18 protein-coding genes are annotated in these 17,746 nt (G+C 65.0%); 7 read left to right on the top strand and 11 right to left on the bottom strand.

The genetic code is table 11. The annotated features are described in order from the left end of the window. Positions 1-42: 42 nt before the first annotated feature. The 3 genes from QW868_RS17500 to QW868_RS17490 all read left to right on the top strand — a co-directional run bounded on the left by QW868_RS17500 (position 43) and on the right by QW868_RS17490 (position 3,209). Positions 43-492: a cupin domain-containing protein gene (locus tag QW868_RS17500; protein WP_315718048.1), complete on the top strand. Its 450-nt coding sequence runs from the start codon at positions 43-45 to the stop codon at positions 490-492. 273 nt (positions 493-765) lie between these two features. After that, on the top strand, positions 766-2,253 hold the full coding sequence (locus QW868_RS17495; protein ID WP_316231050.1) for an NAD(P)/FAD-dependent oxidoreductase: 1,488 nt from the start codon (positions 766-768) through the stop codon (positions 2,251-2,253). Positions 2,254-2,414: 161 nt separating this feature from the next. Next, positions 2,415-3,209: a substrate-binding domain-containing protein gene (locus tag QW868_RS17490; RefSeq protein WP_316231049.1), complete on the top strand. Its 795-nt coding sequence runs from the start codon at positions 2,415-2,417 to the stop codon at positions 3,207-3,209. A 77-nt stretch (positions 3,210-3,286) separates the two neighbouring features. On the opposite strand, the gene QW868_RS17485 is transcribed toward QW868_RS17490, so the two are convergent. The 4 genes from QW868_RS17485 to QW868_RS17470 form a co-directional block, all read right to left on the bottom strand. Next, a complete protein-coding gene (locus tag QW868_RS17485) occupies positions 3,287-4,084 on the bottom strand; it encodes a transporter substrate-binding domain-containing protein (protein ID WP_316231048.1) in 798 nt (265 codons plus the stop codon). Between the two features lie 165 nt (positions 4,085-4,249). Beyond that, positions 4,250-4,483 (bottom strand): hypothetical protein, encoded by a 234-nt coding sequence (locus QW868_RS17480; protein ID WP_316231047.1) that lies wholly within the window; start codon positions 4,481-4,483, stop codon positions 4,250-4,252. Between the two features lie 164 nt (positions 4,484-4,647). After that, positions 4,648-5,571, bottom strand: a complete 924-nt coding sequence (locus tag QW868_RS17475) for a hypothetical protein (RefSeq protein WP_316231046.1) — start codon at positions 5,569-5,571, stop codon at positions 4,648-4,650. A 161-nt stretch (positions 5,572-5,732) separates the two neighbouring features. Further along, positions 5,733-6,926: an MFS transporter gene (locus QW868_RS17470; RefSeq protein ID WP_316231045.1), complete on the bottom strand. Its 1,194-nt coding sequence runs from the start codon at positions 6,924-6,926 to the stop codon at positions 5,733-5,735. Between the two features lie 62 nt (positions 6,927-6,988). On the opposite strand from QW868_RS17470, the gene QW868_RS17465 reads away from it, so the two are divergent. Both QW868_RS17465 and QW868_RS17460 read left to right on the top strand, forming a co-directional pair. Then, a complete protein-coding gene (locus tag QW868_RS17465; protein ID WP_316231044.1) occupies positions 6,989-7,795 on the top strand; it encodes a helix-turn-helix transcriptional regulator in 807 nt (268 codons plus the stop codon). Between the two features lie 126 nt (positions 7,796-7,921). Then, positions 7,922-9,271, top strand: a complete 1,350-nt coding sequence (locus tag QW868_RS17460; protein ID WP_316177136.1) for a malonyl-CoA decarboxylase — start codon at positions 7,922-7,924, stop codon at positions 9,269-9,271. A 711-nt stretch (positions 9,272-9,982) separates the two neighbouring features. Here QW868_RS17460 and QW868_RS17455 read toward each other — a convergent pair. The 6 genes from QW868_RS17455 to QW868_RS17430 form a co-directional block, all read right to left on the bottom strand. After that, positions 9,983-10,399 (bottom strand): SRPBCC family protein, encoded by a 417-nt coding sequence (locus QW868_RS17455; RefSeq protein ID WP_316231043.1) that lies wholly within the window; start codon positions 10,397-10,399, stop codon positions 9,983-9,985. 279 nt (positions 10,400-10,678) lie between these two features. Next, entirely contained in the window at positions 10,679-11,512 is an 834-nt protein-coding gene (locus tag QW868_RS17450) for a hypothetical protein (protein ID WP_316231042.1), read from the bottom strand. A gap of 253 nt (positions 11,513-11,765) precedes the next feature. Further along, positions 11,766-12,821 (bottom strand): hypothetical protein, encoded by a 1,056-nt coding sequence (locus QW868_RS17445; protein WP_316231041.1) that lies wholly within the window; start codon positions 12,819-12,821, stop codon positions 11,766-11,768. A 401-nt stretch (positions 12,822-13,222) separates the two neighbouring features. Further along, positions 13,223-13,477, bottom strand: a complete 255-nt coding sequence (locus QW868_RS17440) for a DUF3297 family protein (RefSeq protein ID WP_315718031.1) — start codon at positions 13,475-13,477, stop codon at positions 13,223-13,225. Beyond that, on the bottom strand, positions 13,474-13,950 hold the full coding sequence (locus QW868_RS17435) for a glutathione peroxidase (RefSeq protein ID WP_315725519.1): 477 nt from the start codon (positions 13,948-13,950) through the stop codon (positions 13,474-13,476). Before QW868_RS17435 ends, QW868_RS17440 begins: the two co-directional genes overlap by 4 nt. Beyond that, entirely contained in the window at positions 13,950-15,344 is a 1,395-nt protein-coding gene (locus QW868_RS17430) for an amidase family protein (protein WP_316231040.1), read from the bottom strand. Before QW868_RS17430 ends, QW868_RS17435 begins: the two co-directional genes overlap by 1 nt. 244 nt (positions 15,345-15,588) lie before the next feature. Here QW868_RS17430 and QW868_RS17425 point away from each other — a divergent pair, with 244 nt between their 5' ends. After that, the gene (locus tag QW868_RS17425) at positions 15,589-16,692 is read left to right on the top strand and encodes a lactonase family protein (RefSeq protein ID WP_316231039.1); all 1,104 of its coding nucleotides are present in this window, start codon (positions 15,589-15,591) and stop codon (positions 16,690-16,692) included. Between the two features lie 79 nt (positions 16,693-16,771). Further along, the gene (locus tag QW868_RS17420; RefSeq protein WP_316177295.1) at positions 16,772-17,206 is read left to right on the top strand and encodes a group III truncated hemoglobin; all 435 of its coding nucleotides are present in this window, start codon (positions 16,772-16,774) and stop codon (positions 17,204-17,206) included. A 54-nt stretch (positions 17,207-17,260) separates the two neighbouring features. On the opposite strand, the gene QW868_RS17415 is transcribed toward QW868_RS17420, so the two are convergent. Next, a complete protein-coding gene (locus tag QW868_RS17415) occupies positions 17,261-17,518 on the bottom strand; it encodes a DUF6894 family protein (protein WP_315718026.1) in 258 nt (85 codons plus the stop codon). Positions 17,519-17,746: the final 228 nt, after the last annotated feature.

The raw sequence follows: 17,746 nt of genomic DNA, 5'->3' as shown, positions 1-17,746 counted from the left end.
CCCCGGCTTGATCCTCCCATGCGTGCAGCAAGGAGATCCGCCATGATCACACTCGAAAAAGGCATCACGCGCGCAGGTACCGGCTATGCCGGCAAGACCTGGAATATCCTGGGTCAGCTCTATTATCCCAAGGCCGTCACCGACTCCACGTTCGCCTTCGAGACCAACAGCGAGCCCGGGCAGTTCGTGCCGGTTCACGTTCATCCCACCCAGGACGAGTTCATCCTGGTGCAGGAAGGCGTCCTCGACCTCAAGCTCGACGGCGTCTGGGTCAAGGCGAATGCCGGCGACCTCGTGCGCATGCCGCGCGGCATTCCGCATGGCTATTTCAACAAATCCGACAAGCCGGCGCGCGCGCTGTTCTGGGTGTCGCCGATGCAGAAGCTGGAGGCGCTGTTCAACATGCTGGACAATCTCGCCGACCCGGCCGAAGTGGTGCGGATCTCGGCGGAGCACGAGGTCGACTTCCTGCCGCCCGAGGCCAACGACTAGGCGGCAGCGCCGGGCCCGGCGAGCGCTCCTCAATTGTTGCGGTACGGACGGCGCGCGATCATCGCTATCGGCCCGGTGCGTGCAGCATGAGCAACGGCTGCGCCTGAACGACATGCGATCGGCGAGATCCTTCTCGCCCTGATTTCGAAGCTGGCTTGTCCGTCGGCATCGCACATCTCGGTCGCGCCGGGCGACCTTCGTCACCATCAAACTCTTGCGGGCTCTTGCGGCGCGGCGGGTGCGCGGCCGCGCGCCCGACAACAAGGAGGTCCCATGATCAATCGAAAGAATGTCTGTGTGATCGGCGCCGGCGTCTCCGGCCTGGCTGCAGCGAAAGCATTCACCGCCCGCGGGCACAACGTCACCATCGTCGAGCGGAGCGCCGATCTCGGCGGCGTCTGGGAGCCCGCGCGATCCTATCCCGACGTGCAGACGCAGAGCCCCAAGGAGCTCTATCGCTACACCGACAAGGCGATGCCGGATCACTATCCCGAATGGCCGAAGGGACCGCAGGTCTATGCCTATCTTGCCGACTACGCGAAGTCCCACGACCTCATCCGCCTGATGCGGTTGAACACGACCGTCCTTGCGATGCAGCGCCGCAGTGACGGCAAGCCTGGATGGAGCCTCGACCTCAAGATCGGAGACCGAACGAGCCGGGAGGATTTCGATTTCGTCGCCGTCTGCACCGGTCAGTTCAACGAGCCGCAGACGTTGTCGCTTGCCGGCGAAGATCAGTTCGCGGCCGCCGGCGGCTTGATCCTGCATTCCTCGAAATACAACGATGCCGCGCTCACGAGGGGACGCGACGTGGTAGTCCTCGGCGGCTCGAAATCGGCAACCGATATCGCGGTCAACGCCGTGCGCTCCGGCGCGCGCTCGGTCAGGATCGTGCTTCGTGAAGCGGTGTGGCGCATTCCCTACTTCATCGGCGGTCTGATCAACTTCAAGCGCATCCTCTATATCCGCGCCCAGGAGCAGATGTTCCCAAGCTGGGGCATCGGCCCGCTCTCGCGCCTTGCCCATCTGCTGGCCAAGCCGCTCGTCTGGGCCAATTGGCGCGGCCTGGAGAGCCTGCTCAAGACGCAGTTGATGCTCGCCAAATGCAACATGGTGCCGAAGGGCAGGATCGAGGACGGCGTGAACTGCTCCGTCCCGATCGCGACGCCCGACTTCTTCCCGATGGTCGCAGACGGCCGGATCAAGGCTGTCTACGGCACCTTCGGCCACTACGAGCCGAACACCATCGTGACCAGCGGCGGTGAACGAATTCCGGCCGACGTCGCGATCCTCGCCATCGGCTACAAGCTCGGGGTCCCGTTCCTGTCGGCTGCCGACCGCGCCAGGCTGGTCGATCCGGACGGACAGTACCGGCTCTATCGGCTGATCGCCAATCCCGATCTTCCCGACATGGGCTTCGTCGGCTTCAATTCGAGCTTCTGCACCGTGCTCTGTGCGGACATGGCCGCCAACTGGCTGGTGCGGTATGCCGACAAGCAGCTGGCGCATCAGCCGAGCGAGCGCGAGATGCGCGACAACATCGAGATGATGCTGCATTTCAAGCGGATCGAGCGCCCTGCCGCGGGCGTCTATGGCGGACTTTGCGTCGCGCCCTATCACTTCAAGCATTTCGACGAACTGCTTGCGGACATTGGCGCCCAGCGCCGACGGCGCAACCCGTTGGCCGAGATGTTCACGCCGCCCGATGCGGACGCGTATAACGACTTTCTCGCATCCGCGCCGGCCTATCAGGCCGGCTGAGGTGGCGGCGAGCAGCCTCGCCACACTACTAACACAGTGACGCCGCAAGCGAGACGCATTGCAGGGACGGCCGTATGCGCCGACGCCGGCGCTGGCCTTCCTGGCAAGGCCGGGCTATCCAAAGCGCCCCCGGCCTCCAGCCGTTCGCCTCGGAGCCTGCCATGATACTCTCGCCCCATCTCCGCACCATCGGTCTCGCCGCTTCGGCCGCGTTCCTCCTGACCACCGCGGCCCAGGCCGCAGATGTCCACGTCATGATCTCCGGCGGCATGACCGCTGCGTTCAAATCCCTGGTGCCGGAGTTCGAGCGGCGCTCGGGTCACAAGGTCACGATTGCCTACGGCCCGTCGATGGGAACGACAACGAATGCGATTCCCGTTCGCCTCGAGCGTGGCGAACCTGCCGATGTCCTCATCATGGTGGGCTACGCGCTCAGCGATCTCACCACCAAGGGCAAGGTGATGCCGGACAGCCGCGCGGACCTCGCCAACTCGCCGATCGGCGTCGCGGTCAAGTCGGGGACGCCGCATCCCGATATTTCGAACGCGGAAGCCGTGAGACGCATGCTGATCGCCGCCAAGACCATCGCCTATTCGGACAGCGCCAGCGGCGTCTACGTCTCGACCGAGATGTTCGACAAGCTTGGCATCAAGGACGAGATGAAAGGCAAGGCGCGGATGATTCCGGCCACTCCCGTCGGCGAGATCGTCGTCCAGGGCGAAGCGGAGATCGGCTTTCAGCAGATCAGCGAGCTCAAGCCGGTGAAGGGCATCGACATCGTCGGGCCGCTGCCGGCCGGACTGCAGAAGATCACCGTGTTCTCCGCCGGCATCGCTACGGCCGCCAAGGAGCCGGAGGCCGGCAAGGCGCTCATCAAGTTCCTGCAATCACCGGATGCGCGTCATGTCATCGCGGAAAGCGGCCTCGATCCGATCGTGAGGCGGGCCCCGAACTGACGATAGAGCGCGCCGGCTGAGACGATGGCTCTCCCCGCCTGTGGCGTGGGAGAGTTCGGCAGGTAGCGTCGGTGCGCCTACTGGGTGAGCAAAGTCGATTCGCTCAGATTGTTGGCGCCGTAGGCTTTCTTGAGCAGGCCGTTCGCCTTGGAGTCCGTCATGAACTTGGTGACGAAGGCCAGCGACTGCGGATGCTTCAGCGGCACCGCGACCGCGGTGTCCGTCTTCTTGAAGGTCTCGGCGAGCACCTTGGTGCCGGAAATCTGCTTGGCGATGAGATTCAGTTGATCGCGCGCCAGCGCGAGCGCGTCGATCTCGCCCGCGCTGAGCAGCGCGTAGACTTCCTCGTAGGACTTGAAGCCGGTGACGGTCGCCTTCTTCAGGAAGGCCTTGGCACCGCGCAGCACGGTCGTGTCGTTGATGGCCGCAACCTCGGTGCCTGCCTGGTCCAGCGCCGCGATGTTGGCAACGTCGAGACCGGCGCGGATGATGAAGGTGGTCTCGACCGAATCGTAGACCGGACCGAAGGAGACCTTGGTTTCGCGCTCCGCGTCCTTCGGCATGAACGCCACATCCCAGACGCCCTGCGCAGCGTCATCGGTGATCGCATTGGAATTCGGATGCTCGACGAACTCGACGGGCACGCCAACCTGCGCGGCCATGGCCTTGCCGAGCTCAACCGGAACGCCTGAATAGCCGTTGTCCGATTTGACGCACCAGAACGCACCGCCGGCGGGGCCAACGGCAATGGCGACGCGAAGCTTGCCCGTCGGCGCGATTTCTTCCTTCAAGCCGGCTGCGCCCGCGGCGTGGCCGGCAAACGTGACTACCGCAGCTACCAGGGCTGCGTCACGCAGCCAGCGCCAAATCGCCATGGCCCTCTCCCATTGGATTGCAAGTTGGATACGAGCCGCACCTTGCCGGGAGCACCGTTAAATACAGCTTACCTCGCTCACGCAAAGCAGCATGCGACGCGCAAAACTTGCGCGTCGCAATTACGGTTTCAAATAACTCGATACCGAAAACCGATTAAGCGTCGCTTAAACGCAGCGGCGAACCGCGACGCCATTGACGATCACCGTGCGGCACGCCGCGGCCGCCACCGGCGGCTTGCGAACCACCACGGCGCCCGCCGCACTGGCGCAGCCGGCCCGCACGACGCCGCGAGCACAGACCACGGCATTGGCATCCGACATCGACACGAACGGCATCGCCGCCAGGATGAACAATCCGCACAGCGTGGAAATAATGGCACGTGAAACAATGGCGCTCATCTTCAAACTCCTGATCATGATCTGATTGGTCAAATATCCACCCCGTCGCGACCTTGCCTGGGACTTCCCCGCCCGACAATTGGGACAATTTGGGTGGATTCGCTTTCGTGTGCGTCCTCGCGGGCACGGCGGTGGTAACTGTGAACGGCGGCAGCCACCCTGCATCAGCGATTGGCCGCAAACTGCGCGAGCATGCCCTTGCAGCCAGGTGTCAGCGCGCCGGCATTGGCCGCGAGGCACTGCGCAATCCGGCCGCCGCCCGGCTCGATGCCGCTGCACAACGCCCGCGCGTCCGCGCCGCACGCCGCCCTCACGATGCGCAACTCCTCGAGCGGCCGCAGCGGCCGCAACACCAGCGCCGGCGCCGCTGGTCCAGCGGTGGTTGTCGCCGCGGGCGAGGCAACAGCCGCAGTCGCCGTCGATGCCCCGGTCGTCGCGGCACCACCGCTCGAAGCCGCCATGGCCTGAGCGCAGGGAGCGGACACCTTGGCCTTGTTCTGCTCCAAGCACTGCAGCGCCGCCGCGCCGCCCGGCGGCACGCTGCTGCAGACCTTGCGGTAATCGGAGCCGCAGGCACTTCGGATCGCGGCAACCTGCGCCTCGCTCGGCTTGACCGCAGGCGCCGACGCAGCCGGCTTGGCCGCAGCCGTGGCGGACTGGGCAGGCACGGCCGGGACGGACGCGGCCGGCTGCGCCGCGACCTTCGGAGGCTCGACGGGAGGCTTGCTCGCCTCGGCGGCGGCCGGCCTGCTCTCGACCGGTGGCGCCGAATCCGGCTTGGCTTGCACGACAGGCTTGGCCTCTGCCGCGGGTTTGGCTTCTGCCGCAGGCTTGGTCTCCGCGGCAGGCTCGAGCGCCTTGACCGCCGTCTGACAAGATGAGGACAGGCTCGCGATGTTCTTCTGCAGGCATTGGAACGCCGCCGCGCCGCCGGGCGGTACGTTCGCGCATTTCGCCATGTAGTCCGACCGGCATGCCGACTTGATCGCGTTGCGCTGCGCATCGCTCTGCGCCAGCGCCTCCGTTGCAGCAAGGCCGGCCGCCGCGACCATCCCGAGCACCAGCATTCTCCTGAAGCGATTGATCATCGATCGATCCTCAATGGTGTCGTGCTTCAATCTCTCGTCGCCACCGCGGTCGCCTGCATGGTGGCCAATCAGATCTCATCAGTATCAGCACGCGCATATCGGCCCAGGCTGCGCCGGCAGCGCGTGCCTGGCAATTGGGAAAATTTGGGTGGATCGCATTCTCACTCCGCCGGCGCCTCCTGCAGCGCCGGCTGCGCCGCCGGCAGCTCCGGCGGCAGGATTAGCGCGGCGAAGATCGCGACCAGTGCCAGCGCGGCGAACGCCTGCAGCATGGTGACGAAGCCGCCGCGCTCATACAGCCAGGCGACCAGGCCGACCGAGGCGCCTGCCGCGGTGAAGCCGATGAAATAGCGCACCGCATAGGCGCGCGAGCGCCATTCCTCCGCCGTGTACTTGCCGACCATCGCGTCGTTGACCGTGACCTGTCCGAACGCGCCCATCACGATGCCGATCGAGGCCACGATCAGCGCCCAGTCGCGCGCATCGGCGGCGAGGTAGAGCAGCGGCGCCAGCACAAGCGAGAGCGGCAGCGCGATCGTCTTCAGCGCGTGGCGATCCAGCAGGCGGCCGATCGTGTACTGCGTCATCGCGCCGAACACGTAGACGCCGGCCGCGATCACGCCGAGCAGCGCCGGGCTCTGCGTCAACCCGGCCAGCCGCTCCGCGAACAGCTTTGGCAGCGCCACGGTGATCGCGTTGAACGTCGTGGAGATCGCGATCACCACCAGCAGCAGCGCGAGCACCACGCGCCACATCTGGTCGCGCGCGACACGGGCCTGCGCCGCGGCCTGCTTCGATCCGCGGCGGTCCTCATGCACGACCGACAGCGCGAACACCACGCCGATCGCCACCGTGATCACCCCGGGCACGATGAAGGCGAAGCGCCAGCCGAGATATTGCCCGACCACGCCGGTGACCAGCGCCGACGAGGCGACGCCGAGATTTCCGAACACCCCGTTCAGCCCCATGTCGCGGCCGAGCCGGTCGGCGTAGGACACCAGCATCGCGGTTCCCACCGGGTGATAGATCGAGGCGAACAGCCCGATCGCGAGCAGCGCCGCGCCGAGCTGCCACGGCGTCTGCACCAGGCCGACCGAGATCATCGACAGACCGATGCCGAGATAGAAGATCAGCATCATGTGCCGCCGGCTCCAGCGGTCGCCGAGCCAGCCGGTCAACAGCGACCCGGCGCCGAAGGCGACGAAGCCCGGCGTCGCATAGGGCAGCAGGTCCGCATAGGCCATGCCGAGCGCCGGGCCCATGATGATGACCGCGGCTGCGAAGATCAGCATCGCATAATGGTCGATGAAATGGGCCGCGTTGACGAAGCCGATGATGCGGCGGGCGCTGTTCATGGGAGCTGTCCTCGATTCCTGACGGATCGGTTATAGTCGACGCGACCAACGAGAAGCCGCCAATGACCGTCGTGGACACGCCATTGAAGCCGCTCGGCGCCGACCGGGTGACGACCGAGCCCGGCGTCCATCTGATCGCGCGCCTCTATCACAAGGGCGCGCGGCTCGATCCGCACATGCACCGCGAATCCCAGTTGATCTACGCCTCGCGCGGCACGATGCAGGTGACGACGCCGCGGGGACGCTGGCTGGTGCCGCCGGACCGCGCGGTCTGGGTGCCGGCGCGCCATGGCCACGCCATCGACATGCTGGCCGACAGCCAGATGCGGACGCTGTATTTCGAGCTGGACTGGCTGAAGCGGGAGACACGGGGCGCGCGGCTCGACCGCGAGTTCGTGGTGCAGGTCTCGCCGCTGCTGCATCAGGCGATCCTGGCGCTGTTCGCGGCGGCCGGCGGGCCCGAGCGCACGGCGCTGCTGGTGCGGCTCGCTCTGCTCGAGTTGCGCCGCGCCGAGGATTCCTCGACCTTCATCCCCTTGCCGCAGGATCCGCGCGCGCGCCGTGCCGCCCAGCTCGTCCTCGCCTCTCCCGCGAGCGAGGAGGACCTGGCGACCCTGGCGGGCAAGGTCGGCAGCTCGGCCCGCACCCTGTCGCGGCTGTTCGCGGCGGAGACGCGGCTGAGCTTCAAGGCGTGGTGCCAGCGTGCCCGGATCGCCGCCGCGATCGAGCGGCTGTCCACCGACCGTCACCTCTCCGTCAAGCAGCTCGCCGCCGATCTCGGCTATGCCAGCGTGCCGGCGTTTTCGCATGCCTTCAGGCAGGTCACCGGCCGCACTCCGACCGAATTCGCGGAGCAGACAGGTGCATGACACGCCGGCCGCATATGCGCGCCGCGACGGCGGCGTTGACGATTTGTTATGTTTGAATGTGACCAGCTTTGCCATAAATCCATGTAACATCGCCTTCATCACGCTCTGGGATTCGACCGACATCAGATGGCCAATGCCTTTTTCACCGACCTGATCACCACAATTTCCGAGCGAGGCCGGACGCTGCTGCGCGGCGGCGGCGCCCCTGCCGAGAAGCACGATGCGACGAGCCTGGCCGAGCTGTGCGAGGCGCTGGTGTCCGGCGCCGGCGAGGCCTCGGGCACGGCGATGGCCCGCGACGTGCTCGACGGCTATCACGATCTCGACCCCGAGGGGCGCAAGGCGTTCTTCACCGCGCTGGTCCATGATTTCGGGCCCGACAAGGCCAGGCTCGCCAAGGCGATCGACGACTGGCGCGCGGCGCCATCGGACGAGGGCGCGAGCGCGCTGCATTTCGCCTCCGAGCCGCGCCGGCAGGAGCTGATCCGCCGGCTCAACCGCGCGCCGGGCGGCACGCCCGAGCTGGTGGCGATGCGCACCGATCTCCTGGATCTGTTGAAGGCCAATCCGGAACTCGCCGCGCTCGATCGTGACGTGGTGCATCTCTTGAGCTCGTGGTTCAATAGGGGGTTTCTCGTGCTGCGTAAGATCGACTGGTCGACGCCGGCGAACATTCTGGAGCAGATCATCCGCTACGAGGCGGTGCATGAGATCCACGACTGGGACGATCTGCGCCGCCGCATCGATCCGGTCGATCGCCGCTGCTACGCCTTCTTCCATCCGGCGATGCCCGACGCGCCCCTGATCTTCGTCGAGATCGCGCTGACCGAGACGATCCCCGGCGCCATCGCGCCGCTGCTCGCGGTCGACCGTCCGCCGGTGCCGGCCGACCGCGCCCGCACCGCCGTGTTCTATTCGATCTCCAACACCCAGCGCGGGCTCGGCGGCATCTCGTTCGGCAACTTCCTGATCAAGCAAGTGGTGGAGGAGTTGAGGCGCGAGCTGCCGAAGCTCGACACCTTCGTGACCTTGTCGCCGGTGCCGGGCTTCATGAATTGGCTGAAGTCGACGGCCGATGCGACCGAAGAGGATCGCAACGTGCTCAAGCTCCTGAACGAGCCGCGCTGGGTCGAGGACGCCGAGATGTCCGCCGAGCTGCGCCCCGTGATCGAGCCGCTCGCCGCGCACTACTTCCTGAGGGCGCGCACGTCGAAGGGAAAGGTGATCGATCCCGTCGCGCGCTTCCACCTCGGCAACGGCGCGAGGCTCGAGCGCATCAACTGGCTCGGCGACCTCTCGTCCAAGGGCCAGCGCGAATCCGCGACCGTGATGGTGAACTATCTGTATCGGCTCGAGGACATCGAGAAGAACCACGAAGCCTATGCCAATGACGGCGAGGTCGTCGCCTCCAGCGCGGTCAAGAAGCTGCTGCGCGCCGAGGGCCGGCGGCTGCTGGATATGCGGCTGTCGTCGTAATTGGTCCCCTATACGGCGCATGGGACGAACCACGCGAACCACAAAGTCAGTGTCATCCCGGCGAACGCCGGGGTCCATAACCCCAGGACGTGATTTGGGGCGGACTCGTCGTTAGACCTCGCGTCCCACATCCGCCGCGGAGTATGGGTCCCGGCGTTCGCCGGGACGACGCTGTAGGAAAACCGCTTTCACATCTCAAACAGCTGGAGGACGTGCGACCGCGGCCTCGCGGCGCCTGACGCCCGAGTGCTGCGAAACACGTCACCCTCATCAAATACAGAGGGCGCAGGGAAGACCGGGTGCTGGCCGCAACCCATGGCCCCCGTGCGAGAGAAAGTGCACGGGGCAGGAACCACAGGTTCGACCGGTGCATTCCGGCCTTCCCTGCGCGATGGTTTGAACGGTGTCCTTCGTGCTCTCCCTGGGGATCGGCGTTCTTGCCCCCATTTTGCGACAACGCGCCTTTGGCGCGTTGCGCAGACCTCAGCGTCGAGAGGCCAGGACCACACGACTTCTCCGTCCGCGAAAGGCGCCGGCCGTCTACCAGCACCTCCACGGCCACCGCATCCCTGCCCCGACGTTCGTGACGACGCGTACGCCCCTCTGCGAAAAGGACAGGATGGGCGCATCATTGCTGATTTTCGGAATTTGTCAAGGTGAAAGATTCGGGCGCCGCTCGCGGCGCCCGCCGGGACCTCGGCCCCCTCGCCCTCACGACGCCTTGCGTTTCGCCTCCACATGCCGCGCGAAGCTGTCGAGAATGGCCTGCCAGCCGCCCTGCTGCTGCTCGATCGAATGGGTCGTTTCGGCATCGAAGACGACGCGAACGACAACGCCATTCGGACCGGGCTCGAAGTGGACCTCGGCCTTGCGGTCGCCGAAGGCGTATTCGATCAGCTTGTGCTCGACGATCTTGGTGTAGGTGCCGGCGAAGTCAAAACCCATGCTGCCGTCCTTGGCCTCCATCCGCGACGAGAAAGCGCCGCCCTCTCTCAGGTCGACCGTGGCTTTGGTCGTATGCCAGTCGTCGGAGGCCGCGTTCCACTTCACGATGTCGGCCGGCGTCGTATAGGCACGCCAAACCTGATCGATCGGCGCTGCAACGGTGGTTTGGACGGTGATCCTCATGGCAATAACTCCAGGTTCGAATTTGACGGCTCGCTGCAGGTGTGCAGGAGTTGTCCATCCAAGGACGACGCAGACCGGCCCGCTCCCGACACACGGTGGGAAATATTTCGCGCCTGAAGGATCCGCTGCGGGGATTACAATGGAGGGGAGCCGATGCGCGCATCAATCATCCCTCTCCGCAGCCCCGATAGGCGGCGCGATTGAAGCGGTCGATCTTGGCGAAGCAGCTCCGGCGATCAGTCAAAGACGGCAAGCTTCACGCACCGTCGCAACTAACGATTACTTTTGACTCAGCTCGCGCAAGAACGCTCGCACTTGATTTATTATATCTAGATTCTCTGCGTCATTATATCCACTCGCCCGAGGATGCATGCTCGGATTCCTCCATGCGTCCTTCACCCCGTAGAGGTATGAATGAGCCGCCTTCAGCCGTTCCGCGCGTCTCTTTTGCTTGATAGTGCCCTGCGGAAGGGCATTTATTGGCCCACTCATCGCATTTAGTATTTGCCCCCAAGTCAGCTCACGAACGTGCTTACCTGGATTCACTTGAACGATCTTGACGCCAATTCGCTTTGCAAATTCTTGCACTCCGATTTCCATAGCGCGCATCATGTGAAAAACACTAGCATCATTCTGATCCAGAACCCAACATTGTAAGCCCGCCAGGATGTCCGTCTTTACAGCTGGCATCGCCACGAAAGATGCTTCGCACTCAATCCTGATTTTGCTCGCTGTGGCGACCTTCTCAGCAGAAGGTAGATACGAGGTGACAGCAGCCAGCTCTCGCCACAAGGCTGAATGGATGGCGCGCGCTCGCGCCACGAAATCTTCGTAGTGGACGTCGGTCTTGTTCGTAAGCTCATTTAGATACATCACGGCAATTTCAGTCGCTGGCAGCTCCAAATAGCTGAGAAGCTGTCGGCCGGTAAGGATTATAACCTCCATTACCCGTCGATCTTCATCTCTAAGGGACGGCCCTACATTCAACACCTTTCTTGCCGCATCGTTTGGCGATGACAATCGAAGAACACTGACGCGGAATTCGCCGTCGCGCTCGACTGCAACCAAATGGAAAATCAAGTTATAGAGCAGGTAAAGCGGAAGAGTATTCATTGACCGCCTCCGCACAATTTAAGCGCGGGAGAAATTTTTCCCGCAATAGCATCATTGCAAGCTCAGTGGATGCCGCCGCTCGGTCTCCCTCCCCTCGCGGTCGACAAATTCTGCCAACCTGGAGTAGGCGACATTCTTCCTCGACAATGTCGGCCTTCCTTTCTAGCGGAGTCTCGGTGAAGCTGCATAGAACTTTCAGAACGTTCCGTCGCCGGTGGCGAATTCTACGCACTTAACCAACAGAATTAGACTCTTACCTCATCACGCGGATTGGCCGCAGCCGCAGCACCGCCGGCGGCAGATTGGCTGCCAGCCACTCCGCAATCACCTTCTGCTTGCGGTGATACGCCAGCCCCACCGCGACCACCGCGATGCCGATCAGCGACAGTGCGAACGGGAACAGCAGCGAGTCCTTGAAGACGACGTCGGCGAGGTGGCCGAGATACATCGTGATGCCGATGGCGCCGAACACGGCGTAGGCGCGGCGGACGATGATGACGGCGATCGCGAGCAGGCCGACGTTCAGCAGGCAGTAGATCGCCTTGCCCAGCTCGGTCGCGCCTTCGGTGGCGCTGACGCCGCCCCAGAAGGCCATCAGGCCGAACAGATGCAGCCAGAAGCCGAAGTCGCGGCTGTGGCTGTTGTAGTCGACGATCCACGCCACGCTGAGAATGCCGAGGCCGAACCAGATCGAGACGATGCGGCGCATCTCCCAGTCGAAATGGCTGACGTTGAAGATCCAGGGCGTGAGGTCCATCGACATGAACCACAGCGCGACCGACATGATTGCGACGATGAAGGGCACGCGATAGAAGCGCAGCGCGATCGCGCCCGCCGCGATCGTGGCGATCTCCATGAACAGCCAACTGCCCTTGATCCAGACGTAGAAGTCATGAACCGTGCCGGGCTTGCCGAATTTGCCCCACCAGCCGAATTCGGCCTGGATGCCGTAGACGGCGAGCGGCGCCATCGAGACGGCGATGGCGATCAGGAGGCCGCCGGGGACGCGAAGATCGCGATGCCAGAGGTGATTGCCGGCGAGGCCGAACGCCACGGCATAGGCGAGCGCGCAGGCCGTCAGGGCGCGGCCGCCCATCTGCGAGAACGCCACGGTCGAGAACAGGCCCATGGCGCCGATGACGATCAGCGCGCCGGCGTACCAGAGCAGATGCGCGGCATCGAATTTGGCGTGCGGCGCGGGACCCGCCTTCGCCTGTTGCTCGAGGTAGGTCAGCAACCGCTGCAACTCGTCGGGCCCGATCGCGCCGGCCCCGGCGGCGGCGCGCAGATCCTGTTCCGAATAGGACATCGTCTTCACCCTCTGTGACCTCGCCGGAGATGGCACGCAGGGGTCCGATCGCGCAAACGCCTGGGGACGTCGCGCGTCGGGACCGGTGCCGACGGGGCCGATATGGGTGAGTGTAGCGGAATGTGAGCGACGTTCAATATAATTTTGAACGACGCTCAAATATCTACGACCAACGTTCTAAATTACCCATCGCGACGCGGGTGCTAAAGCTGCTTCGACCCCGCCCTTCTCCACACCGTCATGGCCGGGCTTGTCCCGGCCATCCATGTCGTGCGCCTGGAATGACGACGTGGATGCCCGGGACAAGCCCGGGCATGACCAGTCCTGGGTTGGCGGTTTGCCTCATCGCTGAGGCCAGAGGTTGGCGGATACGACCACCAGAGGCCCGCAGCGCAGTCGCCTCAATCCTTGAAATACGGCTCGACCGGGCCGTGGACCTTGATGGTCAGCGGGTTGCCGTGGCGGTCCTTGGCGTTCCCTGCGGCGACGCGGATCCAGCCTTCGCTGATGCAGTATTCCTCGACATTGGTCTTCTCGGCGCCCTTGAAGCGGATGCCGACGTCGCGCGACAGGATCTCCGCATTGTAATAGGGGCTCTTCGGATCGACCGACAGCCGGTCAGGAAATGGGGTCGCAGTCGTCTCGTTGTCGCTCACAGCAGTGCCTCGATCTCTTTCTTCAACGCCTCGGGCGTGGTGGTCGGCGCATGGCGCGACACCACGTGACCGGTGCGATCGACCAGGAATTTGGTGAAATTCCACTTGATCGCTGAGCCCAGCAGGCCCGTCTTCTCGCCCTTCAGGAACCGGTATAGCGGATGCGCGTCCGCACCGTTGACGTCGATCTTCGCGAACAGCGGGAAGGTGACGTCGTACTTGCCGGCGCAGAACGCGCCGATCTCCTCGGCCGTGCCGGGCTCCTGGGCGCCGAACTGGTTACAGGGAAATCCGAGCACGGCAAAGCCCCTGTCAGCATAGGCCCGGTGCAGCGCCTCGAGGCCGCGATATTGCGGCGTGAAGCCGCAGGCGCTGGCGGTGTTGACGATCAGCAGCACCTGGCCCTCGAAGCGCTTCAGCGGCACCTCCTCGCCCTTCAGCGAGGTGGCGGTGAAATCATAGATGCCGGCCATCAGCCCAGCACCGGATCGATCGGCGACGGCGGGGTACCGCCAGCCTCGATCGCTTCGCCAGCGAGAAGGCACGCGTCCTCGCGAAAGCGCTGGCCGACAAGCTGGACGCCGACCGGCACGCGGCCGACCATGCCGGTCGAGACCGTCAGGCCCGGCAGGCCGAAGAACGGAATCGCGATCTGCGTGAGCTGGGCGTGCCAGACCTGCTGGAACGACTCCTCGTCCTTGCGGTCGAGCTGATCGGCGAACGGCAGCATGCCCGACACCGGCATCAGCAGCAGCGGATGCTGCTCCATGAACAGGAGCCATTGCCGGGTCAGCGCGGCGCGGCGCGCGAGCGTCTGCGACAGGTCGAACGGGTGAACCTTGTCACTGACGCCGCGCAGGCAGGCCAGCGCGCCGGGATCGCCCTCCTTCTCGGCCGCCGCGAGCTGCGCCTCGTAGCCGTCGCCGAGCCAGAGACGGGTCTGCAGCAGCGCGGCCTCCTGCATCGGCGGCGTGTCCGCGATCTCCTCGACGGTCCAGCCGGCGGCTTCCAGCCGCCTGGCGGCATCGCGCAAGGCGGCCACGACCTCCGGCACCGGGTTCAGCCCGTCCGGGTTGACGCAGAGAGTGACGCGCTTCGGCAGCGGCGGGCCCTCAAGCGGCACCGGCATCCACCAGACGTCGCGGACGTCGCGCGCCGACATCGCCGCCAGCGCGATCCTGACGTCGTTGATCGTGCGGGCGAGCGGACCCGAGACGGCGCTGATCTGCGGTCCGATCGGGCGCTCGGGGAACTGTGTATTGAAGGCCGGGATGCGGCCGACCGTCGGGCGCAGGCCGTGGATGCCGCAGGCGTAAGCGGGATAGCGGACGGAGCCGGCGATGTCGGTGCCATGACCGATGTGGCCGATGCCCGCCGCAGTGGCCGATCCTGCGCCGCCCGAGGAGCCGCCCGGCGTGATGCCGGGGTCGCGCGGATTCTTGGTGTGGCCGTGGATGAGGTTGCTGGTGAACCAGCGATAGGACACTGCGGGGGTGTTGGTGCGGCCGAGCAGCACCGCGCCCGCCTTCACCAGATTGTTGACGACCGGATTGTGTGCCGACGCGATCGCGTCCTTCTGCAGATTGAGGCCGTTGGTGGTGGCGAAGCCGGCCTGGTCGACATTGACCTTGATCGTCACCGGCACGCCGGCGAGCGGCCCCGGGTCCTCACCGCGCGCCAGGCGGGCGTCGATGGCGTCGGCCTGTTGCAGCACGTCCTCAGGGCGATGGTCGATCACGGCGTTGATCGCGGGATTGACCGCATCGAGCCGTGCCAGCGCCGCGGTCGCGGCATCGCGGGCGGAGACCTGCTTCGACTTGATGAGGGCGGCGAGGTCGGCAGCCGGCAGGCGCCAGAGATCGGTCATGGGGAGCTCCGTGGTGACGGATGGCTGTTCTAGCGCGCGGGCTGGATGGGAGAAAGCCGTCCAGGCGCGGCACTCCGGGATAGCCCATGCAGCAACGCGCATGGGTCTTGTCCCCCGCTCGCCGATCGGGACCGAGGGGACGATCAATACCGATCCTGCATCGATCGATCCGGAAACAAGCTTGGTCAAGCTTCACAAACGACTTTAAGACCTCAAGCAACAACATCACGAAGGGGGAAACCACATGATCAGACCGGGCACCATCATGGCCGCTACATTCGTTCTCGCCGCTGCAGCAACGCTGGCGCCGCGCGCAGGCCACGCCGAGACCTACGCCTATGTCGGCAATGCCGACAGCAACGACATCAGCGTCTTGAAATTCGATGCTGCGACCGGCGAGATGACCCCGGTGCAGACGGCTTCCTTCGTCGGCGTCGACAAGCCGGGCTCGTCGACCCCGCTCGCGGTCAGCCCGGACAAGCGGGTGCTGATCGCCGGTGTGCGGTCGCAGCCGTTCCAGGCGGAAAGCTTCGCGATCGATGCCAAGACCGGCCAGCTCACGCATCTCGGCAACGGCCCGCTCGCCGACAGCATGGCCAACATCGCCTTCGACCGCACCGGCAAGGTGCTGTTCAGCGCGTCCTATGGCGGCAACAAGGTCGCGGCGAATCCGGTCCAGGCCAACGGCGTGGTCGCCGCGCCGAGCCAGGTGCTCCCGACCGGGCTGAACGCCCATGCCTTCCTGCCCTCGCCCGACAATCGCTTCGTGTTCGCGACCAATCTCGGCTCCGACCAGGTGCTCGGCTTCGCCTTCGACGCCGCCACCGGCGCGCTGACGGCCAAGGACGCGCTGACGGTGAAGACGCCGGAGAAATCCGGGCCGCGGCACTTCATCTTCCACCCGAACGGCAAGTTCATCTATCTCCTGCACGAGCTCAACGCCGATCTCGCCGTCTATGCCTATGATGCCGAGAAAGGCAGCTGGAGCGAGCAGCAGCGCACCACCGCCCTGCCCGCCGGCTTCACCGGCAAACCCTGGGCGGCCGATCTTCACGTGACGCCTGACGGCAAGTTCCTCTACGCCTCGGAACGCGGCTCGAACACGATTGCCGGCTTCAAGGTCGATGCGGCCAGCGGGCGCCTGACCTTGATCGGCAGCGTGCCGACCGAGACCCAGCCGCGCGGCTTCGCCATCGATCCCACCGGGCGCTATCTCGCCGCCGTCGGCGAGCTGTCGAACGGCATGTCGGTGTATCGGATCGACGCCGCCGGCGGCGCGCTGGAGAAGCTGAAGTCCTACGCCGTCGGCAAGAAGCCGAACTGGGTGGAGTTCGTCAGCCTGCCGTGACCGAACGCCAGGGCCGCCGCGAGATCGTGAGTGGCGGCCCGGCGTTTCCACCGGCGCTATCATCCCCTATATACAGCGCATGACCATGCCTGCCGCCCAGCCCGACCGCCATCCCCTCGCCGTTCAACATCCGGAACTCGACGACGCATCGATCCGCCTGCTGGTCGAGACCTTCTACGGGCGCGCACGGGAGGACGAGCTGATCGGCCCGATCTTCAACCGTGCGGTGGAGGATTGGGACGAACATATCGGCAGGATCAGCGATTTCTGGTCGTCGATGTTCCTGAAGACGGGCCGCTACACCGGCGCGCCGATGCGGCCGCATCTGTTGCTGTCGTTGCGGGGGCCGCATTTCGACCGCTGGCTGCAACTGTTCGAGGCGACGGCGAAGGACCTGCTCGCGCCGGAACTCGCGGAGCTCTTCATCGTCCGCGCCCGCCGCATCGCCGACAGCTTCGAGATGGGCATCGCCAGCACGCGCGGCGACATCGTGCGCCCGCGCCATTCGGTCTGACCTCGGCTGCAAACATGCGAGCGTTCGAGGAGCGGCGATGCGGCCGCTCTGCGCTCAATGGCGCGTCATCGATTGCGCCGGCATGTTGAAGATCGCTTCGGAGAACGGGAACTCCAGCACGATCTCGCCGTCCTCGTCGGTGACCTCGATGACGGCCGTCATCAGCGCCGCGTTGCCGCCTTCGGTACGCAGCAGTTCCTTGATCATGTCGCGCGCGACTTCCCAGGCGCGGTCGGGACTGCGCAGCACCTCGCCGTCGGTATCGGAGACCAGTTCCTCGCCGATCCGTGTGTTGAAGAAATATCTAGGCATCATCAGCTTCCAATGGGGTCGCGCGCTTGGGTTTTGAAGTCTCGAACATCTCACGACTGCTTCATCCGGCCAGCTCAGCCCCTCAAGCTAGGGACCGAATTGTACGGCGTTGCGAAGCCATCGATCACGAATTCGTTGTTTTCGCGGCTCAATCCGACGAAAACGGCAGCAACTCGCATCTGCAACTTCGCACTGCAATAAACAGGCCTGAGAGGCTCAAACAAAAAG

Origin of the sequence: Bradyrhizobium sp. SZCCHNR1051 (assembly GCF_032489615.1) — a bacterium.
Taxonomy (GTDB): Bacteria; Pseudomonadota; Alphaproteobacteria; order Rhizobiales; family Xanthobacteraceae; genus Bradyrhizobium.
Note: the sequence above shows the minus strand (reverse complement) of the source record. Positions and strands in the feature narration are given on the sequence as shown.